Source organism: Sorangium sp. So ce296 (assembly GCF_051529605.1).
Classification (GTDB): Bacteria; Myxococcota_A; Polyangia; order Polyangiales; family Polyangiaceae; genus Sorangium; species Sorangium cellulosum_D.
On the sequence record NZ_CP150325.1, the window covers coordinates 8009578 to 8035725 of the forward strand.

Consider the following 26148-nt stretch of genomic DNA (forward strand, 5'->3'; position numbering starts at 1 on the left):
GGTACAGGGTCGTGCAGCTGGATGCGCTTCCTCTGCAAGCAGCCGAGCCCGCTTTCCATATAACCGTACACGTTGCCGGCTGCGAGCTACATAGATCGTAGGAGTAGTCGTCATCGTCGGTGCTTTGCGGCTTCCTCGGTACATCGCCGAATCCTCCGGCACCTGTCGGGTTGATAATGCCGCCCCCGGCGCCGCTCGGGTCATCACCGGGGAGCCAACACTCCCCGACGTCGTAGTTGCAAGCGATAAGACCGAGGAGCGGGACAACAAAAGCTCTGTTCATCTCGACTCTCCCCCGAATCTCCAGACAGGTCCAGCGGTGACCATCGCCACCCAGTCACCATGAAGTACGCGACTATCTCCGCCGGCCCAATCCAGGTTGGCGCTCACGGACACGCCCAAGGGCTCGGAGAAGTACCAGTCGGTCTGGGTGTGACCGCCCGGAGCGATCCCCAGCACTCGGTTGCAGCTCATGAGGCCGCACACCGGCATCGAGTAGATCGACAGGGCCGGCCCAAGCCCGAATTTGCCTGTTTTCCAGACGTGCACCAGGGAGATCGCCGTTCGATCGTAGATCCCGATGCGGGCGCCAGGAACGACGCTGAACATGTTGTGAAGTTCGAGCTGAAACTCGCTCTCTCGGCGCCAGAGCAACCCGCCGAAGGGGCTCACCGCGAGCCTCGGGCCGGTCCCAATCTGGAGCCCGCCCACGCTCACGCCACCGCTGAACTCGAGCGCCCTCGCCGGCGCCGGAGGGACGACCAGCGCCCAGGCACAGCCGCACAACGCGAGCGCGCTCGCCGTCCCCGTCGGCCCGTACCCCATGCATCCACCCCCACGGGCACCGTCCTCCTACGGGAAGTCGGCGTCAACGGGTAACCCAGGCTGCAATTATGTCCGCATCGTTTTCATCTCTGCGGCGCGAGCCGTGCGCTGGCCCCGAGGGGCTCCGACCCGTGCTTACGAGCCAGGCGCTGAATGACAGCCCCGCGCCCGGAGCCCCCGCGGAGGGCGGACTGGCCGCGCTCTCGTCAAGACAGGCGAGCTACCGCCCGCCCGTCATGACCCGTGACCCGGCCCCCTCCACCTTCGCGAGCCGCTTCTCGCACCTCTCGATCGCCTCGACGATCTTCGCCTTGCGCTCGCGCTCCGTTCGCCAGCGCCGCGGCTCCGGCAGACCGAGCCACCGGGCGAGGCGCTCCAGCGTAGCGACATCGGCGCGGAAGAGACTCTCACGGCGCAGGCGGATCACGGTGGCGGCAGGGTAGATCCTCGGTGCCGCCGCGTCCGCATTTCGCTCGCGCCGCTTTCCCCCCGCCTGCGGTGCGAGACGCGCCGTCCCTGAGGCCGAGCGGAGGTGGCCGCAGTGCGGCGCGGTCCCTCTGCCGGAGTCTCGCCTCCCGTCGCCGTCGCGCCTCTGATATACGGTGCCGCAGCAGCGGCTGGATCCGCGGACCCGGGGATAGAAATAATTATGAGCCGTCTGAACAGATGTAGCGAAGACATCGATGAGCCGATCAAGGTGGTCGAATACGACCCCTCCTGGCCGATTTGGTACACTGCAGATGCGGATGAATTGTTGAACACCCTCGGCGCCCGGATCCGAGAGGTGCAGCACTTTGGCAGCACCTCGGTGCCCGGAATGGCGGCCAAGCCGATCATCGACATTCTCGTCGCGCCTGTAGAGTGGCCGCTGGCCGCGCATGACAGGAGAGCACTCGAGGCGCTCGGGTACCAGTACCTCGGCGAAGCTGGCGTAGCCGGACGCGAGTACTTCAGGCGAAGAGGCGCGCACGACACCAACCTTGCGGTCGTCGAGTGGGGGGCCAACCTGTGGCGCGACAACCTTCTCCTTCGGGACTTCCTGCGGGCGAATGAGGGCGCGGCTGCCGAGTATGCGCGCTCGAAAGAGGAAGCGTGGCAGAGCGGGGCGAGGACCCTTCTGACGTACTCGGAACACAAAGGTCACGCCGTCACCGCTTTGTTGAGCGCTGCGAAGAGATGGCGAACCGAACAACCCGGCGGGAGAGACGACCCGGTGTGAGCGAGATCGCCGGAAGCCACCGCTGCGGGTGACGCGAGGGTACGGGGCTTCGCGGAGCTCCAGGGCAGGCGCCGAGCCGGCGGCTCGCTACCTGAGCGAGTCGCGGGCCACCACGGAGCGGACACCGAGGGGCGACCTCGGCGCAGTCGTGAGCGGCCCGCCGACTGCCCAGCAGCGCAGGTGTCCTGCAATGGCGCGTGCCTCCCCGTGGGCGTGTCGGCCGGCGGCTGCACGGTGCTCGCGCACGCCGGGAAGCACGTGTCCATCGATCACGGCATCGCGGTCGACGCGTCGCACGTGTACTGGGTCGAGCAGCTCTCATACACCGCCGTCGCGCGCGTGGCGAAGGCGGGAGGCGGCGCGGCGGGTGACGCGTGGACAGGCTAGGGTCTGTACGTAAACCGGGCGCGGATCGCCTCGTCGCGCAGGAGGGTTACGCAGTCGAGGCGTACGCCGGGCGGCAGCCGCGGCGCGAGCTTGCGATAGAGGACCTCGGCCATGCGCTCGCTGGAGCTGTTGACGTCCGCAAACTCGGACAGATGGTTCAGCGTCTTGCCCTCGAGCGTGCCGACAGCGTCGGCGAGCAACCGGTCGAGCTCGTTGAAGTCCATCACCCCGCCGATCGCGTCGAGCCGTTCCGCCGACACCTGGGCGTGGACCTGCCACCGGTGGCAGTGCAGCGGCTCGTACTTGCCGTCGTACAGCCGCAGCGCGTGGGCGACATGCAGGAAGCGTTCGATCGTGAGCTCGTACATCTCGGTGTCCTCGGTTGGGCGCCCCCCCGGGCGCGATCAGCCCCGACGCTCGCCAGCACCTCGGCCACGCGCGCGACGGCGAGGTACACGTCCCCTCGCCGGCGGCAATTATAGCACCGGGGCATGAGATCCGCTGGCCCGGCCAAGCCTCAGCCGACCCGGTGAGAGCGCGCGCGCCGGAAACCAGCGTGGCGGGTGACGCGAGGGCAGGGGCTCCACGGCACCGCACGGCGCGCACGAGCCGGCGGAGTCGACCCCGGGTCCGTGCCTGACGGACTGGCGCCATCGCCGCAATCAGAGCCAGGGATCGATGCAGCAATCAGCCTGTAGAGCGTCATTGACGCTGGCTCTCCCGCACTGTGCTGGAGGAGGGAAGGTGGGGGCTTCCTTGGATCAGTGCGTCTCGAGCGGATTGATCGACCTCGCCCCCTGCTTACGAGCAGCTCTACGATCAGGTTCCGGAGGAACGGGACCGCCGCGCGGCAGCCTCCGGAGCCCCCGCGCACTCAGGAGCCGTTCGTGTCGAGCAGCTCCCTGGCATCGCTGACGACCGCGGCGCGGCGAATCCACCGGTCCAGCTCGGCGAGGTCCTTGCTCGCGACGACGCGCTCCCGTACGTCGGCGGGGACCTCCAGCCCGCGCGCTTCGAACACGGCGAGCACGCTCTGCGCCTTGGCTTCGAGGAGCCCCTCCTGCCGGCCTTCCTGCCGACCCTTCGCCACGTAGCTGCGCGCGAATTCACTCTGATACTCGTATCCACTCTTCATCATCGCCTCCAACGTCCGCCTCGCCGCTGCGTTCAGCGAGGATAGCACCACGTCCGCGTACAGGCCGCGCCGCTCCTGATCGAGCCCGGCTGCCGCCGCCAGGAACGCCACGCCGATCGCCTCCCCGGCCTCCTCCTGCCCGTGCGCCATCGCCGAGAGCACGACCACCTCGGGCGCCGCCTTCGCCTGCTCGGCGTCTGTGACGACCGGGACGCCCTCAGGGCCGAGCACCAGCGGGGTCAGCGTCCAGCCGGGGTGGCCGGTATCGATCGGCTGAGCGCACCAGCGCGCCATCTTCCGGTCGATCGTCACCACCAGCAGCCGCGTCGGGCAGCAGTGCCGGGCCCTCGTCTGGGCGGCGTACACGGGCCAGGCGTACGGCTTGTCCGGGTCCGGGCCGAGCTGGACCTCGACGACGATGGCCATCGCGGGCCGCTGCTGCTCGGCGACCAGCAGGACGACGATGACGTCCGCCCGGCGGTCCGAGGGAACGATCTCCGCGAGGTCGGAGGGCTCGATGCGCGCCTCCGTGAAGGCCGGGACCGGCTGGCCGAGCGCGTCGTGCAGCATCTCGGCGGCCAGCGTCGGCCGGTTCTTGAACAGCTCGACCAGGGCTTCGTGGGTGACTGAGGGCATCGTGGGTCTCTCGGGGGGTTGCAGCCATGCTGGATGTCCGAGGGCGTGCCTGGCTCGTGCGGTAGGTCCCGCAGGGGCCGAAGCGGCCACCTCTCATTCTCAAATTCCGGGCAGCTCCCCGGATTCGTCACGCCGAGTGACCTGCGTGTGCCCCGATGATCGGCAGCATCGGATTGCCGCGCGACCGGATGCAGGCGTCACCACCGGGCGCAGGCGCGGTGGTGACGCAACAGCGCGTCAGCGTCCCACGAGCCAGTAATGAAACGCGTGAAATCCATCCCCGCGCCGCAGGGTGATCGCGATCGGCGTCGCCCCGGAGAGGCGCGCGGCGGGCAGGGCCACCGCGCGCTCCACCCACGTCCCGGCCGGCACCTCGACGGTCCCGGCCTCCTGGCCTGCCACCGAGATCGCGAGCTCGGCGCCATCGTCCGACGCCACCCGCATCACGAGGCGCGCCTCGGCCGGCGGCGCGGCGACGTGAACGACGAACCGGTCGGCCGCCCTGTAATACCGGCCCCCGTCGGCGATCTCCGCGCGGGCCCTGTCGACCTCTCCGGGCGCGTCGCTCTCCGGCGCTGCGAGCGCGACCGCCACGTTGCGCTGATCGGCGAGCGGCTCCAGCGCATATCCGTGCGCCGCCTCCGACTCGAGATCCGACACGTCGACCTCATCGAGGATCCGCTCGCCAGGCGCCGACCGCACCGGCAGCGCCCCCGAGCCGAGCAGGTCCCACCGCGCCTCGTACGCGATCATCGTCGTGCCGCCGAGGATCGCCTGATCCTCCACCGTGGCGTCGACGAGCTCGCGGCCGAGCACCGGCGCGCAGGCCATCCAGTGCGGGTAGACGATGAAGTGCGTCGGCCGGCGCTCCGGCGGCAGCTTCTCGTAGTGCTCGAACCTGGAGCCCGCGCCGGCCACCCAGTAGCGCGCCTCGCCCTCGGTCGTCAGGCCGACGACGTCGAAGGTCCTCCGGCCGCTGAAATAGGCGAGCGCGCCGGTGTCGTTGACGCCGATCCGCGCGTCCTCGGGCAGGTGCTGCGCGGCCCAGCGGCCGAGCCAGACCTGCTGCCGGTCGATGGCGCGCGCGGAGTTGGCGAGGTCGTGGATGGCCCACGGGAGCCGCGCGGCCAGGGCGCCGGCGAACGCGCCGGCGATGAGCGGCGTCACGTAGTGGAGCGAGCGCCGGACCCGCTGGGCGGCGTCGCCGAGCTCGCGCGCGAGGCACGCGGCCATGACGAGCCACGCCGGGGCGAACGGCCAGACGTAGCGCACGCGGTTCCAGAGGAAGCTCAGGTACGTGCACGGCAGCAGCGCGCCGAGCGCGAGCGCGGCCACGATCGCGGCGTGCGCGGGCCGGCCGCGCCGGTGCGCGGCCACGGCGAGCGCGACGGCGCCGAGCGCGATGACGACGGCGGAGCCCTCGGGGAGGAAGACGGCGGTCCACTGGCCGCCGTCGAGGACGTCGGTCACGAGCAGCCGGATGTTCTGGAGAAGGGCGTCCCGGAGCGCCGGTCCGTCGTAGTTGGGGTTGCCGAGCAGCCACTTGACCGTGGTCGTCGACGAGGTCGGGTGGCCCGCGAGCAGCTGGTTCAAGGCCGGGACGACCAGCGGGCCGAGGAGCGGCGCGAGGACGAGGAGGCGCCGGTCGAGGAGGCGGGGGATGGCGCTGCCGCGGCGAGGCGGCGCGATGGGCGCCGGGGGCGGCGACGCCGGGAGGGGCGATGGCGGCGCCGGGCGGGCCGCCCAGACGGCGAGCGCGAGCGCGGCGAGGAGGGAGGCGAGCGCGCCTTCGGGGCGGAGCAGGGGCGCCGCGAAGCCGGCGAGCGCGAGGGCGCGGGCGACGGCGGCGGGGGGCCGCTCGGCGGAAGCGGCGGGCAGCTGGGCAGAGGCGGTCGGCGTCGCATCGGACCGGCCCAGCGGCGCATCGGAGCCGCTCGGCGGCGCAGCGAAGCCGGCCAGCGGTGCAGCGGAGCCGGCCGGCATCCCATCGGAGCCGCTCGGCGCCGCATCGGACCCGGCCGGCATCGCATCGGAGCCGGCCAGCGTCGCACCGGACCCGGCCGGCATCGCAGGCTCCCCGACATCCTCGGCCGCCTCCGCCTCCGCCTTCGCCGGCTCGAGGAGCCCGGCGGCCAGCCGGGCGGTCCGGGTGAGGATCCACGCGAACGCGACCGTCTCCATCCCGCTCCACGCGAACCACGCGAACGCCGCGAACCCGGCGCACATCGCGCCCGCGCCGGCGGCCGCGGCGGGGCCGGCCAGGGGGCGCGCGAGGCGCGCGGTCTCGACGGCGAGGGCGGCGTGGAACACGAGCCCGAGCGCCCAGATCGCGTAGACCAGCGAGAGATCGCGCAGGCCGAGCGCATAGAAGGGGGCGAGCAGCACCGGCCAGAGCAGGCTCGTGGCGCCCGTCGAGTACCCCTCGCCGGCGACGAAGCTGAAGAAGCCGCCCTCCGCGAGCCGCCGGGCGTACTGCATGTGGATGAACGCGTCGTCGAGCGGCAGCGCCGGGCGCCCCGCCTGATCGAGGACCGCCCGGATGCACAGCGCCCCGATCGCGCCGCTCGCGGCGAGCGCGGGCGCGTAGGGGAGGGCGCGCGCGGCGAGGGCGCGCAGCGGGGAGGGCGCTTGGGGAGCCGCCATGGGGGCCGACGAATACCACCGCGCCCCCGCCCCGGGGCCGCGATTTCCCGCGCGCGCGTGGCCGGCATTTGGTAGAGCGCCGGGGCTCCATGGTCTTCCAGCCGCGCCCGAACCACCCCTACGCCGACGCGCCCCGCTTCCCCGACGGGGACGACGTCTCCATCGACGACCTGCTCCCGGGCACCGGCCCCGTCGAGATCGAGATCGGCCCCGGCCGCGGCGGCTTCCTGTTCGAGCGCGCGGCGGCGAGCCCCGCGTCGCGGCTGCTCGGGCTGGAGATCCGCCTGAAGTGGTCGGCCATCGTCGACGAGCGCCTGCGCAAAGGCGGCCTGGGCGGCCGGGTGCGGGCGCTGAACGCCGACGCGCGAGAGGCGCTCGGACGGCTGCGGCCGGACGCGTCGATCGCGCGGTTCTTCCTGCACTTTCCGGATCCGTGGTGGAAGAAGCGCCACGAGAAGCGCCTGGTGATGGGCCCGGCGCTGCTCGACAGCCTCGCGCGCCTGCTCGTGGACGGCGGCGAGCTGTTCGTGCAGACCGACGTGGAGGAGCGCGCCGCGCTGTACGCCGAGCAGATCGGCGCGCACCCGGCGTTCGAGCCGGCGGGCGACGCGCCCGGCTCGCCGCACCTCGGCGAGAACCCCTACGGCGCCAGGAGCCCCCGCGAGCACCACGCCATCGCTGACGGGCTGCCGGTGAGCCGGCTACTCTACCGCAGGCGGCCGCGCGAGGCCGAGGCGGGGGCCGGGGACGGGGCGGGGGCCGGAGACGGAGCGCCGGCGGACGGCGGATAAGCCCTCTCCGGCAGCCGTCGTCGCGGGCGATCCTCGCGCCGGGTCGGGTGAACAGGGCACGTCATCCTTCCCCCGTCACGGGGCCGGAGCACGCGATCGAGGACAGCACGACGAGGACTCCGTCGAAAAAGATCCGCATCGTCCGAACGTACTACAGCCCAGGGCTAGGCGTGGGTCTTTGCACTACTTCAAAGAGCCCCGCCGACGCCCTCTTTCTCGGCGAAAGCGCGAGCTCCGCCGCTCGCGACCGCCCCCGCGAGGGATCTGCCTCGCCATCGTCGCTTGACCGAGCAGCGTTTGCCGGTACGCTGCCGGAGGCTCGATATCTGGAGGCCTCCCCGGCATGCCTCGGGGGCTCCGGCATCATCCATTGTCGACTTTCTTGCTTGAAGAGGCCGATATGACCTGGATGCACAGGAACCCCCCGGGCGCGGCGGCAGCCGCGCTCGCCGGAGCAGCGCTGCTGGTGCAGGCGCCCGCGGCGGCCGCGCCGAACGAGGCGGCCCACCAGCGCACGGCGATCCCGGCGTACTGGGGGCCGGACACCGCCGGCGGGGCCGAGATGTTCGCGCGGCTCGCGCAGAACGTCCCGACGAGCGACATCGTCGTCGTCAACGGCAGCGCCTCGAAGCCAGAGGCGCCGTTCCACGAGGCGTGGGCCGACGCGATCGCGAAGATCCACGACGCGGGCGCCCTCGCCATCGTGTACGTCGACACCGGCTACTACGGCTTCGGCTTCCCGCCGGTGGCGCCGCACGCCACCAGGCCGGACGGCCCCGGGGGCGGGGGCAGCTCGGTGGCCGACTGGACAGCGCAGATTCAGCAGGACATCGACGACTGGTTCGCGCTTTACGGCGCGTACGGCGTCGACGGCATCTTCCTCGACCAGGTGACCGCGCTGTGCGGCACCGCGGCCGATCCCGACCTCTACGTGGACCTGTACGCGGCCGTCAGCGACTACATCAGCGACAACTACCCCGGGGCGTACGTCATCCTCAATCCCGGCATGCCGGTGGAGCCGTGTTACGAGGACATCGCCGATACGATCGTCACGTTCGAGGGCAGCTACGCCAACTACATGGACGACAACGTCTTTCCGACCGCGCCGTGGCAGCTCGAGAGCGCGAATCCCGAGAAGTTCTGGCACCTCGTCTACGACGTGCCGGACGCGGCGGCGATGGCCGCGGTCGTCGCGCGCAGCAAGCAGCAGAACGCCGGCTTCGTGTACGTCACCGACGACCAGCTCGTCCTCGACGCGAACGGGGCCGCGCTCGGCCATCCCTGGGACACCCTCCCGGCCTACTGGGACGCCGAGCTTGTCGAGGCGGCCGGCGTCGACGATACCCTCGTGCCGGATCCGCCGGACGGCCTCGGCGCGGCGGCCGTGTCGGGCACCTCGACGGCGCGCGCGACCCTGACGTGGAACAACCCCTGGGACAACGTCGCGACCGCGGGCTACGAGGTGTTCAAGGACGGTGTGTCGATCGGGACGACCTACGGCAACCGCATGACGGTGACCGGCCTCTCGCCGTCCACGAGCTACGGATTTCAGGTCAAGGCCTGGGACGCGGCGGGCAACGTGAGCGACCTCAGCGACCCGCTGACCGTGACCACGCCCGCGGCGGCCGCGGCGTCGATCCTGAGCCCGTCGTCGTGCCTGAGCGCCTCGGTCGCGCGGTACGAGGCCGCGTACGTGGATCCGTTCACCCATCACCGCGTGTTCATCGACAGCGACAACGACACGACCACCGGCTATCACCTCCCTCCGGGGCAGCCCGCCGGCGTCGATCACATGATCGAGAACGGCGCGCTGTACCGGTACGTCGGCCCGGGCTGGGCGTGGGTCCAGGTGAGCGGCGTCTCGCCGCTGGTCTCCACGACGGACGACGTCTACGTCTGGGAGGTGCCGCTCAGCGCGCTCGTCGGGGCGGCGACCACGCAGGTGCTGGTGTTCCAGGGCGGCTCGCCCGACGCCTACAGCGCGACGCTCACGGTCTCGCAGAGCACGGGCTGCTGAGCCCTCGACGTCGCTCCCCGTCTGCGGGAGCTCCCCGCGGCTGCTCCTGAATTACCACGGGGCGGGGACCGCCGGCTGCGCGGCGGAGGCCGCTCGCTCCTGGTCTCGCCAGGGCCCGCACGTCAGCGATCCAGGTGTTGCCGAATCGCGCGAGGAAGCCAAGCCTGCGCCCGGAGCGGCGCACATCGCTGCATGTACGCCGCCGACTCCTGTCGTGGACCGGTTCCGACGTGATGTAGCAAGCTGGGGTACAGCGCCTCTTCGCCGCGAGCACGGATGGACCGGTCCGCCCGTATCCTGGCTCATCTCTCCTGCGGAAACACCGTTGCCTATGTCATGGAGGCTACTCGATGGCTCGAGCGGAGGGCCTCGGCCCGGGTGCCCTGTGGCTTCCCCGACAGATGTCGTCGCTTCTCTGGTCGGGAGATGAGAAAAGCTGAGCCGCGCGCGCGGCCTGCCGCAACAGCGATGCGTGGGAGTCGTGGTGACTCCCCAGGACAGAACAGATCTTGAGCATTGCTCCACTTACATTGGAGGACGAGATGCATCGTGCGCGCGTACGCATGTGGATCCTGGGTTGGATGGCGGGCGTGGTCGCCTGTTCGGTGCCGGTGGTCGGGTGCGGCGGCGGCGAGAGCAGCCAGGCGACGAGCACCACGTCAGACGCCGCCACGAGCACGAGCGGCGCCGCTGGAGGGGACGCCGGGAGCGGTGGAGACGTTCAGGGGGGCACCGGGGGCCTGGGCGGCGCGGGAGGGCAAGGAGGGAGCGGCGAGGGCGGCGCTGGCGGCACCGGAGGCTCGGGGGGCCAAGGCGGGGCCGGTGAGGGCGGCGCCGGCGGCGCAGGAGGCCAAGGAGGGAGCGGTGAGGGCGGCGTCGGCGGCGCCGGGGGGCAAGGTGGCCTCGGCGGCGCGGGTGGACAGGGCGGCGAGAGCGAATCGCCGTGCGCCCCGACCGAGACGTTCTGCGATCCCGTGTGCGTCGATACGCAATCGGACAACGCGAACTGCGGGGCCTGCGGCACCACGTGCGCGGGAGGCTCGACTTGCCAGGCCGGCGCCTGCACTTGCCCGCTGACGGGGCAGACCTACTGCGATCCGCTCTGCACCAACACGAACCTCGATCAGTTCAATTGCGGGGCGTGCGGCAACGCGTGCGGCGGCGGCTCCTTCTGCACCGCCGGCGAGTGCACCTGCAATGCAGGGCTGGCGTACTGCGGCAGCCGCTGCGTGAACCTGAGCAACGATGAGGGCAACTGCGGAGCCTGCGGCACCGTCTGTCCCGATGGACAGATGTGCGTCACGGGTATTTGCCGGTAGCGGGCCGGTTCACCCCGCCGGGGCGCCGCGCCGCTCGGCAGCGGCGCGGGCCTCGGTGTCACGGCTGCGCCTGGCCGTAGACAGCGCGCCGCACGGCGTCCGGGAACTCGCCCGCCATGCCGGCCAGGGCCGTGTTGGTCAAGACGATCACCGTGAGCTTGGCGCTCGGGTCGACCCAGAAATTGCTGCCGTAGGCGCCGCCCCACTGCCACGTGCCGGCGGCGGACGGCATCGTGCCCGGCTCCGGCGCCTTCAGGACCGCGAACCCGAAGCCGAACCCCCATTTCCCGCCCGGCTGCTGCACCTCGAGCTCACCGGTCTGGTTCGAGGTCATGGCCTGGACCGTCGCGGGCCGCAGGATCTTCCCGCCGCCGGCGCGCAGCGCCTCGAGGAACTTGAGGTAGTCGTCCGCCGTGCCGACCATGCCGGCGCCGCCCGACGGATACGAGCGCGGATCGAGGATCCGGGACGGCGAATACGTGATCTTGGCCGGCCCGAACGGCACGACTTGCGGATCGGCCATCCGCGCCGGGCGCGCGCCCGCGTCGCCGTACGGGATCGCGAGCCGGCCCGGGTCGGCGACCGTGAACGCGGCGTCCATCCCGAGCGGCCCGGTCACGAGCCGACGCACCACGTCCGGGAGGGGCGCGCCGCCCGCCTTGGCCACGACGCCCCCGAGCACGTCGGTGGCCAGCGAGTAGTGCCAGGCCTTGCCAGGCTCGAAGAGGAGCGGCGCCTTGGCGATCCGCGCGAGGTTCTCCTCGAGGGAGAGGCCGGGCTGATCGAGCCCGTCGGACACGCGCGCGCGGTGATAAGGCCCGTCCGGGGCCTCCATGAAGGTGTAATTGAGGCCCGCGGTGTGGGTGAGCAGGTGGCGCACCGTGATCGTCGCGGCCCGGCCGTCCGCGAGCCGCGGCGCGAACGAAGGGAGCCACTTCGTCACCGGATCGTCGAGCCCGAGCGTGCCCGCGTCCACGAGCGCGAGGGCCGCCGCCGACACGATCGGCTTGGTCATCGACGCGAGGCGAAATACCGTGTCCTCGCGCACCGGCCGCTGCGCCTCCCGATCGGCGAAGCCGGCGGCGCGCCGGTAGACGACCTGGCCGTCGCGCGCCACGACGACGACCGCGCCCACGATCCGCCCCTGGGCCGTGGCCGCCTCGACCACCTCGTCGAGCCGGCGTTGAAGCGCCTCATCGCCCCGAGGAGCGGCCGCCTCGGCCGGCGGCGCCGAAGGAGCGGCCGGCGCCGAGGCAGCGGCCGGCGCCGAGGCAGCGGCCGGCGCCGAGGCAGCGGCCGGCGGCGCCGGGCTCGCGCACCCTCCCAGCGCGGCAGGCAGCAGCGAGAGCAACAAGCCCGAGGCGAGCACGACAGCAGATGAACGGAAGAATTTCATAGTGAATGCTATGTAAATTGGAGGAGCTCGCCCGTCAAGGCATTCTATAGTGATCGCTATGAAGAACGTGTCCCCCCGGGCGGCGCGCGGCCGGCCGCGCGCCTTCGATCGCGGTGTCGCCCTCGAGGCTGCGCTGCGCGTGTTCTGGCGGCACGGATACGACGCGACGTCGCTCGCCGAGCTGACGGCCGCGATGAAGATCACGCCGCCGAGCCTGTACGCGGCGTTCGGCAGCAAGAAGGAGCTGTTCCTCGAGGCGGTGGCGCTGTATGCCGAGATGTACGGGGCGAGCGTCCCGCGAGCGCTGTCCGAGGAGCCGACCGCCCGGGCCGCGGTGGCGCGCGTGCTCCTGGAGTTCGCGGCGTTCTCGAGCTCGTCGGATCATCCGCTCGGGTGCCTCATGGTCCACGGGGCCGCCAACTGCACGCCGGGGTCCGCCGAGGTGGAGGCCGCGCTGCGCGAGCGCCGGGCGGCGAGCGAGGCCGCGCTTCGCCGGCGCATCGAGCAGGGGATCGCGGAGGGCGACCTCCCCGCCGACACCGACGGGGCGGCGCTCGCCAAGTATTACGGCGCGGTGATCCAGGGCATGTCGGTGCAGGCGCGCGACGGCGCCTCGAGGGAAGAGCTGGAGCGCGTCGCGCAGGCCGCCCTCCGGGCGTGGCCGCGGCGTCGGCGGGGCGCGGCGCCCGCGACCCGCGCCGCCCGGCGAGCGCTCCCAGCGCGGTGAGCCGGCGAGAAGAGCGAAGACGCAACGACGAAAGGACCCCACGACGTCCAAGGGGAATGAGACGACGAGAAACGACAGGACGTGACCTACACGGTAGTGGCTTCGTTCTCCCTCCGCGTCTCTCTTCATCCATCCATCTCGTTGCCTCTTTCCCTCCTCGCCGCCTTCTGAGTCCTCGCGCCGACGGTCATGGCTTACGCGGCGAACGCCTGGGTGCTCCGCCGCGCCTCGCCGACGCTGGTGGACTCACGCCCTCGTCGCGAGGGCGAGACTGCGGCTGATGAGGCCCGCGATGTAAGGCGCTTGACAGCCGAAACCGGGTACGTGACGATGCGGCCGAGGTCAGCCACGAGGCTGATCGGATAACGCACTCACGCCGGGGGGAACGCGAGCGTTCCTGCGCAGGCGCTCAGGGGAGGTGAAGGGATGCGGGCTGAGCAGCCGTCGCCAGGGCTCGTGCTCATCGCGGACGACGTTCTCGTGAACCTCGAGGTGCTCTCAAGCACGCTGGAGTCCGCGGGGATCGAGGTCAGCGTCGCGACCGACGGTCCCATGGTGCTCGAACGTCTGGAGTACGAGACTCCCGACCTCATCCTGCTCGACGTCACCATGCCGGGCATGACGGGCTTCGAGGTCTGCGAGCGGCTGAAGTCGAGCCCCGCGACCGCCGATATCCCCGTCATCTTCACCACCGCGCACGCCGAGATCGCGGACAAGCTGCGTGGGTTCCGCCTGGGCGCGGTCGACTACGTGACAAAGCCGTTCGCGCGCGACGAGCTCCTCGCGCGCGTGAAGACGCAGCTGTCGCTCCGGCGCGCCCTGACCGCGCTGGCCAGGAAGAACGCCGAGCTCGAGAACGAGATCGAGGTGCGCGCCGCCGCGCAGGAGGATCTCGCCCGGCTGGCGGACGATCTCGAGCGCCGGGTGGAAGAGCGGACGCAGGCGCTCGCCCGCGCGGTGACGGAGCTCGAGCGCGCCAAGGAGTCGCTCGAGGAGACGGTGGAGCGGCGCACCCGCGAGCTGCAGCGCGCGAACGAGCGGCTCGAGCGCGAGCTCGCCGAGCGGGCGTCGCTCGAGGAGGCCCGCTCGGCGCTCCAGGCGCAGATCATCGGGGCGCAGGCGGCGAGGCTGGCCGAGCTGTCGACGCCCATCATCCCGATCAACGACCAGATCCTGGTCATGCCCCTCATCGGCGTGGTCGACGAGGAGCGCGCGCAAGGCATGGTCGACGTGGCGACGCTGGGGGTGAGCGCGCGCAGGGCGGCGGTGATGATCCTCGACATCACCGGCGTGTCGCGCGTCGACGCGCGCGTGTCCGAGGCGCTGGTGCGGGCGGCCCGAGCGGTGCGCCTGCTCGGCGCGCGGGTCGTGATCACCGGCATCCGCCCGGAGGTCGCCCGGGAGCTGGTGGCGCTCGGCGCCGAGATGACGGGGATGGTGACGCAGAGCACGCTCCAGGACGGCATCGCGTACGCGATGAGCATGACGCGCGCGCCGTCGCGCCGCGCGGCGGCGCCCGCGGCGCGCGAGTGACGCGGCGGCGTCCGGCGCGCGGGTGACGCTCACCGGGGCGCGGCGCCGCTCTCGGACGGCGCCGCCGCCGGGGCGGGGCCGGCGGCGGCGCGGAGGAGCTCGCGCAGCCGGTTGACCTGAAAGCCCCTGGCCAGGCCGCGCAGCTCGTCGAGGAACGGGCGGAGGCGCGCGTCCTCGCGCTCGAGCCGCTCGATCTCCAGGAGCAGCCCGCTCAGCCGGCCTCGGTTCACCAGGTCGAGCAGCCCGGCGAGCGTCTCCGCCGGCGGCAGCGCGCGCCCCGGCGCCTCGACCGCAGCGCGGCCAGGCCCCTCGTCGCCGATCGCCCGCGCCCAGCGCTCCGGCGCGGGCGCGGCGGCGGCCGGCGCGGCGATCGCGTCGACGAGCGGCACCTCGAACTCGAAGATGCTGCCCTGCCCGGGCTGGCTCTCGACCCGGAGCGCGCCGCCCATCTGCTCCACGATCCGCCGCGCGATCGCGAGCCCGAGGCCCGTGCCCTCGACCGGCGCGCCCTCGGTCGGCACCTGCTCGAACGGCTCGAAGATCCGCTCGAGGTGCTCGGGCGCGATGCCGGGGCCCGTGTCCTCCACGCGGAAGCGCACCGGCCGCGCGGCGCCCGCGCCCGAGCCCGGAGGGGCCTCGCCCGCCGTCACGCGCAGCACCACGCGGCCGCTCTCGGTGAACTTGATGGCGTTGCCGAGCAGGTTGAGCAAGACCTGCATGAGCCGCTTCTGGTCGGTGATCACGGTCCCGAGCGCGGCGCCCTCCTGCTCGAACAGGAACGTCAGGCCCTTGGCCTCGGCGCGCACCTGGCAGATGCCGAGCACCGCCCGCACGAACGAGGGGAAATGCACCTCGTCGGGGATCAGGGTCAGCTTGCCGGCCTCGATCTTGGCGAGATCGAGCACGTCGTTGATCAGCGTGAGCAGGTGCTCGCCGGAGGACTGGATGATCTGCACGGCGCGCAGGTGCCGGGGCGACAGCCCGTCCAGGCGCCCCAGGATCTGCGCGTAGCCCAGGATGCCGTTGAGCGGCGTGCGCAGCTCGTGGCTCATGCTCGCGAGGAAATCGCTCTTGGCGCGGCTCGCCGCGTCGGCCGCCTCCTTGGCCGCCTTGAGCTCGGCGGTGCGCTCCTCGACGAGCTGCTCCAGGCGGTGGTGCGAGCTCGAGAGCTCGCTGTAGAGGGCGGCGTTCTCGACGGCGGTCGCCGCCTGCGCGGCCAGGAGCGAGACCACCTGGACGCGCGCCTCGGGGAAGGCGCCCGAGACGCCGGCGTGCTCCAGCACCATCACGCCGAGCAGCCGGCCCTGGTGGAGCAGCGGCACGAGCAGCAGCGAGGCGGGGCCGCGGCGCTCGAGGTACGGGTCGTCGTCGAAGCGCCCGTCGCCGCCGTCGCGCCCGAGCACGAGCGGCTCGCGGCTGCGGGCCACGTAGCGCACGACCTTCTCGGGCAGGAGCGCCGAGCTGAGGGCCGGCTCGTCGGGGTGGAGCGTGATCCGCTCGGGATCGACGGTGAGCTCCGCGCGGACGACGAGGCGCTCGCCGCGCGAGAGCACCAGCACGGCGCGCTCGGCGCCGGCGTTCTCGGCGAGGAGCCGCATCATGCGCGCGATGAGCGACCCCGGATCCCGGTCGCTGGCCAGGGCCTGGGCGGCCTTGAGCAGCGAGACCACGTCGATCCGGCTGCTCGCCGGGCCCGCCGCGGTCGTCGCGGCGCGCGCCCCGGCCGGGTGCGCCGCGGCGCCCGCCGTCTCGTCGCGGGCCGCCTCGGCCGCCGGGAAGACCTCGGGGTGCCGGCGGCGCAGGACCGCCGCGGCGCCGGCGGCCTCCCAGCGCAGGTAGGCGCCGTGCGCGTCGCGCAGGTAGGCGCGCGCCATCCGGGCGCGGCCGCGGCCGAGCAGGTGCTCGCCCGCGAGGCGCAGGCCGAGGGCCTCGCCGCTGACGAAGCCCCGCCGGTGGGCGTGCTCGATGGCCTCGTCGTAGAGGCGCTCGGCGTCCTCGTGCCGCCCCGCGGCCTGCGCCTCGCGCGCCTCGGTGAGCAGGAGGGCGTGGCGGAAGGTCGCCGGGTTGAACGCCGAGAGCCGGGCGAGCCGCGCGCGCTGGGCGGCGAAGGCGGCGCGGGGGCCGCGGTCCTCGTCGGCGGCGTCCGGGGCCGCGGCGGGCGGCAGCGCAGCGCCGAGGATCGTGACGATCTCGAGGGCCCAGAGGGCCGGCGGGTTGCACCAGCCGGCCGTCCACTCGGCGCTCGCCTCCGCGGCGAGCCGCAGCCCCTCGCGATCCTCGCCGAGGTGCGCGGCGGCGAACGCGGCGGCGCCGAGCACGATGACCCGCAGCATCGGCGAGCCGGCGGGGAGCGCGGCGATGCGGCGGATCGCCTCGCCGACGTCCGCCTCGCCCGCCTGGGCGAGCAGCTCGTGGACGGCGCGGCACGCCGGGGCGCTCTGGCCGGCGATGAGGTCCCTCCAGGGCCTCGCGGGGATGGGACAGCTCGACAGCCGCGCCCCCGCGGCCATCCGCGCGGCGGGGAGGATGACCTGGCCGACCTCGCTGTGGGTGATGGCCCCCTCGCGGGCGCCGAGCTCGGGCACGTCGCGCCAGCGCTCGTGGACGGCGCCGAGGTCCGGGTGCACGCACTGGGCGGCGATGCTGCCCGTGTGGAGGGCGCCGGCGAGGAGCAGGCCTTGCGCCGATTCCGCGGCGTACACGAGCTCGACGCACCGGGCCCCGAGGGGCAGCTCCTGGAGCACGCCGGTGAACACGACGGCGCTCATGCTCAGCCCGTAGGCCGCGCGCGGATACAGCCCGTGCAGCAGGGCGATCTCCGGCATCGCGAAGATCAGGCTCGCCGCGAGCGGCGGCTCGCTGAGCGCCGCCGCGGTGATGGAGGCGCCGATCAGCTCGCCGGCCACGCGGGCGACCGGATCGGCGCAGCGGGGCAGGGCGCGGAACGACGCCGGGCTCATCGCCGCGATCAGCGGGGCGATGCGCGCGGCCTGGGCGGCGAAGAACGCGGCCAGCGCCTCGGGCTCGCGCGGGAACGACCAGCCGAGCTCCGCGAGCGCGGCGAGCCCGACGCCGAGGCCCTCGGGGTAGCGCCCGGCGACGGTGAGCAGCGGCACCTGCGCGAGCGCCACGCGGCCGCGCGCGACCGCGTCCCTGGCGCGCTCCCGGCACGCCGCGAACAGCCGCTCGCCCACCTCGGGCTGCCCGGCGAGCCACTCGGTCTCCGCGAGCGCGAGCAGGATCTCGAAGTGGAGATCGTGGGCGCCGCCGTCGGCCGAGGCGCCGCCGCCTCCGCCCAGCAGCTCGCGGCCCGCCCGCAGGAACCGCGCCGCTTCGGCGTAGGCCGAGGCCGCCTTCGCCCGCAGCCCGCCGGCGAGGCAGCGGTCGGCCACCCGGCGCCGCTCGGCCGGCGCGCTCAGGCGCTCCGCGGCCCGGAGGTAGTGGTCGAGGAGGGCGAACAGCTCGGCGTCCCCGCCGCCGTCGGACCAGCGCCGATCGAGCTCGCGCGCGAGCGCGAGGTGGAGATCGAGGCGATCGCCGTCCCCGAGCAGCTCGTACGCGGCCTGCTGCACCCGGTCGTGCGCGAACGCGTACGCCTCGCCCTCGCCCTCCCCCGCGGCCACCAGCAGCCCCTCGTGGAGCAGCGCCTCGGCCCCCCTCCGCAGCGCCGCGGCCGGGAGCCCCGCGGCGGCGCTCACCAGGGAGGCCTCGAAGCCCGCCCCCACGCACGCCCCCGCGGCCAGCGTCCGCCGGAGCTCCTCGGGCAGGCGCCCCATCTTCGCCGTCAAGAGCGCCACGACGTTGTCGGTGACCGCGGTCCGCTCGATGCGCTCCGCCTCCCACCGCCACCGGCCCGTGGCGAGGTCGCGGGAGAGCAGCCCCTGCTCGTGCAGCGCCCGCAGGAACTGCTCGACGAACAGCGGGCTGCCGTCGGTCTTCGCCCGCACGATCGCGCAGAGGGCCCGCGCCTCGTCGCCGGCGCCCGGCAGCATGTCGAGGACCATCCCGGCGAGCGCCTCGCCGTCGAGGGGGCCGAGCGCGTGCACCTCGGCGCGCCGCCCGCTCGCCCGGATCGCCTCGAGCAGCGCGCGCAGCGGGGGCGCCTCGCCCACCTCGCCGTCGCGGCAGGCGCCGAGCAGGAGGAGGTGCTTCATCTCCGGGTCGGTCGCGATCGCCTCGAGCAGGGCGAGCGACGGCGCGTCGGCCCACTGGAGGTCGTCGATGAACAGCACGAGCGGGGGCTCGGCGCTCGCCGTCGCCCGGACGAAGCGCTGCACGGCGCGCTGGAAGCGGTGCTTCGCGTCGGCCGGGCTCACCTCGAGGAGCGGCGGGGGCTCGCCGAGGATGCGCGCGAGCTCCGGCGCCATGTCGACGAGGACGCGCGCGCTCTCGCCGAGCGCGGCGCGGCAGGTCGCGGCCCACCCCTCGAGCGCCTCGGCGCTGTCCGAGAGCCTGCGGCGGGCGATGGCGCGGAAGGCCTGCGCGAGCGCCGCGCAGGGGGCGCCGCGCTGGAGAGCGTCGAACTTGCCGGGCGCGAACAGGCCGCCGGCGAGGCGCGCCTCCTCGCGCAGCGCGCCGGCGAGCGCCGATTTGCCGACGCCGGACGGCCCGGAGAACAGCATGAGCTCGGTTTCGCCGCCGCGCGCGCGCTCCAGAGCCTCCCGGAGCGCGCGCTGCTCCCGCTCCCGGCCGACGAGCCGCGACGGCCTGCGGAGGCGGTCCTCCCAGTCGCGCGCGCCGAGCGCGAACGGCCGGATCGCGCCCGTCGCGCGGAGCTCCTCGAGGGCGTGTTCCAGGTCGTGCGCCGCGCCGTCGCCGGTCTGGTAGCGCTGCTCCGGGCTCTTCTCCAGGAGCCGCATCACGACGGCGCTGACCGCCTCGGGGATCCGGAGCGCCGGCGCGCGCTCGTGCGGCGGCGGCGGCCTCCGGGCGATGTGCGCGTGGATCAGCGACAGCTCGTCGGTCTGCTCGAAGGGCAGCTTGCCCGTGAGCATCTGGTAGAGCGTGCAGCCCAGCGCGTAGAGGTCCGCGCGCGCGTCGGGGGCGCGCTTCATGCGGCCGGTCTGCTCGGGCGCCACGTAGGCGAGCGTCCCGACGACCGCGCCGTCCGCCTCGGCGGCGTCGCCGGCCGCCTCCCGCCGCGCGGCCAGGCCGAAATCGATGAGCCGGACCTGGGCGCGCTCGGCGTCGACGAGGACGTTCTGCGGTTTGACGTCGCGGTGGATGACGCCCCGGCGGTGCAGCTGCCCGAGCAGGCGCGCGAGCGACGCGCCGAGGCGCAGCGCGGCCTCGACCGGCAGCGGCCCGTGGGCCAGAGCGAGGTCGAGGGAGCAGTCCCCCCAGCGCTCCAGCACGAGGGCCACCCCGGCGCCGTAGGGCACGAGGTCGAGGGCGCGGGCGGTCCCGGGGAGGCCGAGCTCGCGGAGCAGCGCGTATTCGCCGCGGAGCCGCGCCACGACCCGGGCGTCCGGCACCTCGTGGCGCGGGATCTTCAGCACGACGTCGGCCCGGCTGGTCAGGTCGATGCCTGCGACGACCCGCGTCTCCACGCCGGTGTACAGCACCTTCCCGAGCCGGTAGTCCATCGGCATCGGTTCATCTTCGCCGAAGTCCCGCGCTGCGTGTCGCTTTCCTGCGGCGCCGCGCCGCGGCGAGCGTGAACGGGTGGCGGAGCGCTGCGATGCGGCGGCTCTCCAGAACCCAGCTTGCCTCGACGGACAGACGGCGCGAGCGGCGACCGGGCGAAGGAAGGGAGATGCCCTCCGCATTCGACGATGGTAGATGAACCGGTTAAGTCAACTCCGGTGCAGCGGGAGGACGAGCGGCTCGCCGTCGGGGACGCGCTGGAGGGAGGGGAGGAGCGCGTCGAGCTCCCCCGGCTCGAACCTGCAGAGGCCGATCGCGTACCAGAACGACCCCGCGAGCGCGCCGCCGAGCTTGTAGCGGCGGCCGTCGGGCGTGAACGCCGCCCAGCCCTCGGCGCGCGAGAGGAGCACCGCGCGGCAGGCCCCTGTCGCCACCTCCCACAGCCGGACGGTCCCGTCGTCCGAGGCGCTCGCGAGCCAGGCGCCGTCCGGGCTGAAGGCGATCCCCTGGACGGCGCTCGCGTGGGCCAGCAGGACGCGGCGCTCGGCCCCGGTGAGCGCGTCCCAGAGGCGGATCGCGCAATCCTCGGCGGCGGAGGCCAGCAAGGCGCCATCCGGGCTGAAGGCGACGCCGGCCACGGCGGACGCGTGGCCTCGGAGCACGAGCCGCTCGTCGCCCGTGGCCGCGTCCCACACCTGCACGGCGCCGTCGCCCGCGCCCGCTGCCAGCGAAGCGCTGTCCGGATGGAAGGCGACGCTCCTGACGAGCGCCGAGCGGCATTTCAGCACGTGACGCACCGCCCCCGCGGCCACGCTCCACAGGAGGACGATCCCGTCGTCGGCGCCCGACGCCAGCGACGCCCCGTCCGGGCTGAAGGCGATGCTCCGGACGGCGTCCGCGTGGCCCTTCAGGACGCGATGCTGGGCGCCCGTGGCCACGTCCCACAGCCGGACCGTCCTGTCCTTTCCACCCCACGCCAGCGAGGCGCCATCGGGGCTGAAGGCGATGGTGATCGCCGACAGGGGGAAATCCTTCATGATGCGCTGCCCGGTCCGCGTCGCCGCATCCCACAGCCGGACGGTGCCGTCCGTGGAGGCGCTCGCGATCGAGGCGCCATCCGGGCTGAAGGCGATGCTCCTCACGTGGTCCACGTGGCCTTCGAGAACGCCGCGCTCCGCCCCCGTGCCCGTGTCCCAGAGGCGAATGGCGCCCCCCTCCGAGGCCGTCGCGATCGAGGCGCCATCCGGGCTGAAGGCGATGCTCCGGATCGTCGATGCGTGGCCCCGGAGGACCCTGCGCCTCGCCCCCGTGGCCACGTCCCACAGGACGACGGCGCTGTCCGTGGAGCCCGAGACCAGGGTCGCGCCATCCGGGCTGAACGCGACGCTCCTGACGGTGGCCGCATGGCCCCGGAGGACCTCGCGCTGGGCCGCCAGGGTCACGTCCCACAGCCGGATGGTGTTGTCGTTGCCGGCCGACGCGAGCAGATGGCCGCTCCCGTCGAAGGCCACGCTCCTCACCGACGCCTCATGGCCGATCAGGACGCGGGGGTCGGCCCCCGCGGTCAGATCCCACAGCCAGACGGTGCTGTCGTGCGCGCCCGAGGCCAGCCACGCGCCATCCGGGCTGAACGCGACGCTCCTCGAAATGCCGGCGTGGCCCATCAAGGTGCGCCGCTCGGCGGCCCTGGCCACGTCCCAGAGCCGGACGGTCTGGTCGTCCGCCGCCGAGGCCAGCGAGGCGCCATCCGGGCTGAACGCGACGCTCCGGACGATGGCCGTGTGCCCCGTCAGCACGCGCGGCTCGGCCGGCGTGGCCACGTCCCAGAGCCGGACGGTCCTGTCGTTGCTGCCCGACGCGAGCACGGCGCCGCCAGGGCCGAACGCGACGCTCGTGACCGGGGCCCCGTGGCCTCGCAGCACGCGGACATCCCGCCCCGTGGCCACGTCCCAGAGCCGGATCGTCGCGTCGCTGCTGCCCGCGGCCAGGAGGGCGCCATCCGGGCTGAACGCGACGCTCCGGACCGTCGCCGCGTGCCCGGCCAGCGCGCGGCGCGCCGCGCCGGTGGCGGCGTCCCACAGCCACACCGGCCCGCTCCGGTGCGCCGACGCGATGAGCTGCCCGTCGGGGCTCACCGCCACGGCCATGCAGGGAGACGCGGCCGCAGCCGCGACGACGTCGGCGTGGGCGGCGCCGGGGGCCGCGCTCCCGAACGCGTCCAGGCCGGCGAGCGCGCCCTCGTCGAGCCGCGCGCCGACGAGCTGGGCGTAGCGCAGCCGGGCCGACGCGAGCCGCGCGCCGCGCAGATCGGCGCCGAGGAGCCGCGCGGACGACGCGTCGGCGCCCTCCAGGTCCGCCCCCGCGAGCCGCGCCCCCGAAAGGTCGGCGCGCGAAAGCGCGGCCCCGGCGAGCGACGCGCCGCCGAGGTCGGTCTCGATCAGCAGCGCTTCCCGCAGATCCGCCCCGCGGAGATCCGCGCCGCGAAGGTTCCGGCGCGAGAGGTCCTTGCCGCGCAGGTCCTGGCCGGCGAGGTTCACCCGCTCCTCGGCCTCGACGTTCAGCCGCTTCAGCACGCCGATCGCGTTCCGCTTGGCGATCTCGCCCGACGTGCCGCTGAGCGCCCGCCTCGCCCAGGCGACGCTCGCCTCGCGATCGGCCATCGCCGTGAAGAGCTCGACCATCAGGTCGGACATCTCGCGCCAGCCGAGCACCGTGGCCTCGCCGCCCCGGCCGAGCTCGGCCGCCGCCTCCCGCGCGACGAGCCACTCGAGCACCGAGGCGTGGAGGAACGAGAAATTGCCCTCCGGATCGCGCACCAGCAGCGTGCCGGAGCCGACCGCGTGGACCGCCTCCTCGAGATCGATCTGCCGCGTGCTCAGGTCGGCGATCGCCTTCGCCACCTCGGCGGGGAGCTCGTCCGCGTGGACGCTCGGCTCCATCTTGGACCAGAGCCGGAGCGCGAGCGTCGTCACGGCCTTCCACCGATCCTCGGCGACCAGGGACGCCGCCGCGCCCCGCACGTGGACGCGCGCGTCCTCGCTCCGGAACCACCGGTCGATCAGGCTCTGGTACAGCCCGGCGGCGGTGATCTTCCCGGTCCGGTCGCGCGCCTCGAGGAGCTCTCGCTCGGGGATCTCGGAGATGAAGCCGAGCAGGCGCGGGTTCTCGGACAGGCGCAGGAGGTCCTTCACGTCATCGAGCAGCCGCACCCGGGCGTCGGCGGCCTCCCTGCTGCCGAGCAGGTTGACGAGGAACTGGCGCACCTGGACCGGCGAGAACGTCGTGAGCGTGGCGATCCGGTGGCCGGGGATCCGCTCCGCCTGCTCGCCGAGCTTGGTCCGGATCTGGTCGTCCGAGTAGAAGTGCTGCGTCCGGCTGGTGAGCACGACCTTGGCCTTGCCCTGCGCCGCCTGGATCAGCGTGTCGAAGTGGTCGGCGGCGCGGCTGTAGCGCACGCGGAGCGCCAGCTCGTCGAAGCCGTCGAAGAGGAGCGCGATCAGGCCTTCGGCGAGCATGTACCGGAAGCTCGGCAGATCGAACCGCTCCATGCCCGAGAGCGCGAGGTGGTTGGCGACCAGCGCGTCGAGCGAGTGCGCCTTCTCGAGCGAGCGCATCTCGATGAGCACCGGGTACGGCGGCCCCTCGCGCGCCCCGAGGCGGCGCGCCAGCTCGTGGAGCAAGAAGGTCTTTCCGGTCCCGAAATCGCCGAGGACCAGGACGAACCGGGCCGCGGGCGAGGCGAGCAGGTCGTCGATCGCGTCCAGCGCGTGGTCGACCTCCTGCCTCGGGCCGCCGGCGGCGGTCAGCGTCGCGCGCTGGGGGACATAGAGCCGCGGCGGGTAGATCGGATCGCGCTCCAGCCGGTGGATCAGCCGCTCGACATACGGCCCGAAGTGGATCAGGCCCTGGTACTCGGCGATGCTGGCCAGCCAGACGCCCTTGCGGTGCGCCTCCCGCACCAGCGCCTCGGGCGCCGGCGGGCCGTCGTAGACGAGCTGGGAGAACGTCCCGGCGCTGCGCCGCTGGGTGCGCGCGTGCACCTGGGTCCGGAAGAGCTCGATCGCGGCGGGGGTGACGGGGCCCGCCACGGCGCCCACGGCGAAGGCCAGCGCCGGCCCCAGGAGCGCCGGTCCCAGCGGCTCGGCCGTGACCACCTCGGCCACCGCATGAAACGGGGGCGGGGCCTCCCGCCAGGCGATCGTGACGCGCTTGCCGCGCGCCTCCTCGCGCATCCGGCAGATGCGCACGACGTGGTCGAGGAGGTCCTCGCCGCGCTCGTCGCGCTCGTCGCGCTCGTCGTCCCCCGCTCGGCCGCGCTCGCCGCGCTCGCCCCCGTCGCGCGCCCGCGCGCCTCGAGCGGCCGCGGCGGGGGGCTCCGTCGCGCTCGCGCGGCTCGCCCGCATCCGCTCGAGCACCGCGCGGGCGTAGGCCGCCGCCACGATGGCCGCGTACATCTGCCATGCGTCGCCCTTCTGCTCATCGCAGTAGTCGCAGATGCCGCGCACCACCAGGTACCCCACGTCGTGCTGCCACGCGGCGTCGGCGAGCCCCGAGCCCTCCATCTCCACGGCCTTGATGCCGAGCTCGTCGCGGAGCTGGTCGCGGCGGCGCGCGGCCTTGAGCAGCGTGTTGCCCGACCCGATCGGCCCCTGGAAGACGCGCGGCTGCCCCTTCTTGCGCTGCGGATCCGCCGGGTGCGGGCGGACCTCCGACGGGTCGAGCGGATCGCGCAGCACGTCTTCCGCGTCGGGAGGCCGCTTTGCGCCCACGAGCCTGCGCCCGCGGTCGATCAGCTTCACCCACGGCGCCTTCCGCTCGTAGGCCAGGACCTCGAGCGCGTCGACGCCCTCGAGGAGCCACGCGCCCGGCGCCCTCGGCGAGGGGCGGGGGGTCTTGCCGCGGGCGGTCTCCTTGTCGAAATCGTACTGCACCACCCCGCGCCGATCGACGACGACGACGTCGCCGAGGCGCACGTGCTCGGCGGGTTTGTCCGGGTGCGGCACCCCGCCGGCGATCCCGACCATCACCACGCTGCGGATCTGGGGGAAGTGCTCGAGCATCTGCGTCACCCGGACCGACGCGAGGTTGTTGCCCATGCCCGTGCTCACCAGCGCGACCGCGTGCGCGCCGCCGCCCTTCGCCGGGATCTCCCCGAGCACGTAGTCCCGGCCCGCGCCTTCGCCCCCGGCCGAGTGCTCGACGGGGCCGTCGAGCATCGCCTTCGCCGCCGCGAGCTCCTTGGGGAGGGCCGTGACGAGCCCCACCGTCACGCGATCGCGCAGCGCTCGGGCGCGTTCGTCGGGCGCGGGCCCCGGCGCCGGACGAGGCTTCAAGGACGCCATTGCGCCCTTCTATCATGACCGGCTCAGGGGCGCGTCGCGCCGCTCCCCGCGGCGGGCGCGACGCAGAAGTCGCCCTCGGCGGCGTAGCCCTCGGCGCCCTTGAGCTCCACCACCCGGTCCCGGCCGAGGGGCGCCGCGCCCGGGACGCGGAAGGTGGCGACGTCGAGCCGCGGCACCGGCTTCTGCCGCGGCGCGGGCAGCTGGGGCACCCACGTGTACGGCGCGCGGTAGGCGCGGTAAACCAGGTTGAGGCTGAGCGGCGGTTTGCGCCAGTAAGGGCTGATGTACTCCCAGACGATCTCGTGCCCCGGGGTGACCTCGAAGATGCGGCCGTCGGAGCCCTCCGTGATCAGCGTGTTGCCGTTGGGCAGCCGCTGGGCGCTGCTGATGAAGGGGCTGTAGAAGCGCGACGCGTCGAGGGGCATCACGATCGTGTCGTCGAGCAGCGGGTGCTCGGAGATCGCGTAATTCTGCGCGTTCTCGTGCACGAGCAGGAACGTGCTCCCCCGGTCGATCAGCGGCTCCTGGCCGGGCGCGTAATACCCGACCGGATTGCCCTGCCGCTGGAAGTGCACGCGGCGTACCAGGGCCA

Annotated in this window: 14 protein-coding genes and 1 pseudogene; 7 read left to right on the forward strand and 8 right to left on the reverse strand. The window is 73.5% G+C overall.

What is annotated here, in order from left to right:
* Positions 1-279 precede the first annotated feature (279 nt).
* Positions 280-825 (reverse strand): hypothetical protein, encoded by a 546-nt coding sequence (locus tag WME98_RS29655; RefSeq protein WP_437945093.1) that lies wholly within the window; start codon positions 823-825, stop codon positions 280-282.
* A gap of 649 nt (positions 826-1474) precedes the next feature.
* Here WME98_RS29655 and WME98_RS29660 point away from each other — a divergent pair.
* Complete coding sequence (locus WME98_RS29660; protein WP_437945094.1) at positions 1475-2044, forward strand: GrpB family protein; 570 nt, start codon at positions 1475-1477, stop codon at positions 2042-2044.
* Between the two features lie 180 nt (positions 2045-2224).
* Entirely contained in the window at positions 2225-2431 is a 207-nt protein-coding gene (locus WME98_RS29665) for a hypothetical protein (protein WP_437945095.1), read from the forward strand.
* On the opposite strand, the gene WME98_RS29670 is transcribed toward WME98_RS29665, so the two are convergent.
* The 3 genes from WME98_RS29670 to WME98_RS29680 form a co-directional block, all read right to left on the reverse strand.
* Positions 2428-2799: a 6-pyruvoyl trahydropterin synthase family protein gene (locus WME98_RS29670; protein ID WP_437945096.1), complete on the reverse strand. Its 372-nt coding sequence runs from the start codon at positions 2797-2799 to the stop codon at positions 2428-2430. The two genes, WME98_RS29665 and WME98_RS29670, sit on opposite strands and share 4 nt — an antisense overlap.
* A gap of 506 nt (positions 2800-3305) precedes the next feature.
* Positions 3306-4202: a hypothetical protein gene (locus tag WME98_RS29675; RefSeq protein ID WP_437945097.1), complete on the reverse strand. Its 897-nt coding sequence runs from the start codon at positions 4200-4202 to the stop codon at positions 3306-3308.
* A 237-nt stretch (positions 4203-4439) separates the two neighbouring features.
* Entirely contained in the window at positions 4440-6845 is a 2406-nt protein-coding gene (locus WME98_RS29680; RefSeq protein WP_437945098.1) for a hypothetical protein, read from the reverse strand.
* An 89-nt stretch (positions 6846-6934) separates the two neighbouring features.
* Here WME98_RS29680 and trmB point away from each other — a divergent pair, with 89 nt between their 5' ends.
* The 3 genes from trmB to WME98_RS29695 all read left to right on the forward strand — a co-directional run bounded on the left by trmB (position 6935) and on the right by WME98_RS29695 (position 10972).
* Positions 6935-7636 (forward strand): tRNA (guanine(46)-N(7))-methyltransferase TrmB, encoded by a 702-nt coding sequence (trmB, locus tag WME98_RS29685; protein ID WP_437945099.1) that lies wholly within the window; start codon positions 6935-6937, stop codon positions 7634-7636.
* A 400-nt stretch (positions 7637-8036) separates the two neighbouring features.
* Positions 8037-9653: a spherulation-specific family 4 protein gene (locus tag WME98_RS29690; protein WP_437945100.1), complete on the forward strand. Its 1617-nt coding sequence runs from the start codon at positions 8037-8039 to the stop codon at positions 9651-9653.
* Positions 9654-10243: 590 nt separating this feature from the next.
* Positions 10244-10972 (forward strand): MXAN_6577-like cysteine-rich protein, encoded by a 729-nt coding sequence (locus tag WME98_RS29695; protein ID WP_437945101.1) that lies wholly within the window; start codon positions 10244-10246, stop codon positions 10970-10972.
* A 58-nt stretch (positions 10973-11030) separates the two neighbouring features.
* Here the strand turns inward: WME98_RS29695 and WME98_RS29700 are convergent, their stop codons facing one another.
* Positions 11031-12368, reverse strand: a complete 1338-nt coding sequence (locus WME98_RS29700) for a serine hydrolase domain-containing protein (RefSeq protein WP_437945102.1) — start codon at positions 12366-12368, stop codon at positions 11031-11033.
* Between the two features lie 58 nt (positions 12369-12426).
* On the opposite strand from WME98_RS29700, the gene WME98_RS29705 reads away from it, so the two are divergent.
* Both WME98_RS29705 and WME98_RS29710 read left to right on the forward strand, forming a co-directional pair.
* Positions 12427-13095, forward strand: a complete 669-nt coding sequence (locus tag WME98_RS29705) for a TetR/AcrR family transcriptional regulator (RefSeq protein WP_437945103.1) — start codon at positions 12427-12429, stop codon at positions 13093-13095.
* Positions 13096-13521: 426 nt separating this feature from the next.
* Positions 13522-14628 (forward strand): response regulator, encoded by a 1107-nt coding sequence (locus tag WME98_RS29710; RefSeq protein WP_437945104.1) that lies wholly within the window; start codon positions 13522-13524, stop codon positions 14626-14628.
* Positions 14629-14657: 29 nt separating this feature from the next.
* Here the strand turns inward: WME98_RS29710 and WME98_RS29715 are convergent, their stop codons facing one another.
* From WME98_RS29715 to WME98_RS29725, 3 genes and pseudogenes are all read right to left on the reverse strand, one after another.
* The gene (locus WME98_RS29715; protein WP_437945105.1) at positions 14658-20219 is read right to left on the reverse strand and encodes an AAA family ATPase; all 5562 of its coding nucleotides are present in this window, start codon (positions 20217-20219) and stop codon (positions 14658-14660) included.
* 204 nt (positions 20220-20423) lie between these two features.
* Positions 20424-25556, reverse strand: coding sequence for a phosphorylase family protein (locus WME98_RS29720; RefSeq protein ID WP_437945106.1), 5133 nt, complete (start codon positions 25554-25556; stop codon positions 20424-20426).
* Positions 25557-25579: 23 nt separating this feature from the next.
* Positions 25580-25978 (reverse strand): annotated as a pseudogene (locus tag WME98_RS29725) (thioredoxin); the annotation flags it as partial.
* Positions 25979-26148: the final 170 nt, after the last annotated feature.

Coding starts and splice junctions, on each gene's coding strand:
- WME98_RS29710 (WP_437945104.1), top strand. CDS start 13,522: ATGCGGGCTGAGCAGCCGTCGCCAGGGCTCGTGCTCATCGCGGACGAC.
- WME98_RS29660 (WP_437945094.1), top strand. CDS start 1,475: ATGAGCCGTCTGAACAGATGTAGCGAAGACATCGATGAGCCGATCAAG.
- WME98_RS29700 (WP_437945102.1), bottom strand. CDS start 12,368: ATGAAATTCTTCCGTTCATCTGCTGTCGTGCTCGCCTCGGGCTTGTTG.
- WME98_RS29675 (WP_437945097.1), bottom strand. CDS start 4,202: ATGCCCTCAGTCACCCACGAAGCCCTGGTCGAGCTGTTCAAGAACCGG.
- WME98_RS29690 (WP_437945100.1), top strand. CDS start 8,037: ATGACCTGGATGCACAGGAACCCCCCGGGCGCGGCGGCAGCCGCGCTC.
- WME98_RS29705 (WP_437945103.1), top strand. CDS start 12,427: ATGAAGAACGTGTCCCCCCGGGCGGCGCGCGGCCGGCCGCGCGCCTTC.
- WME98_RS29655 (WP_437945093.1), bottom strand. CDS start 825: ATGGGGTACGGGCCGACGGGGACGGCGAGCGCGCTCGCGTTGTGCGGC.
- WME98_RS29715 (WP_437945105.1), bottom strand. CDS start 20,219: ATGCCGATGGACTACCGGCTCGGGAAGGTGCTGTACACCGGCGTGGAG.
- WME98_RS29680 (WP_437945098.1), bottom strand. CDS start 6,845: ATGGCGGCTCCCCAAGCGCCCTCCCCGCTGCGCGCCCTCGCCGCGCGC.
- WME98_RS29720 (WP_437945106.1), bottom strand. CDS start 25,556: ATGGCGTCCTTGAAGCCTCGTCCGGCGCCGGGGCCCGCGCCCGACGAA.
- trmB (WP_437945099.1), top strand. CDS start 6,935: ATGGTCTTCCAGCCGCGCCCGAACCACCCCTACGCCGACGCGCCCCGC.
- WME98_RS29670 (WP_437945096.1), bottom strand. CDS start 2,799: ATGTACGAGCTCACGATCGAACGCTTCCTGCATGTCGCCCACGCGCTG.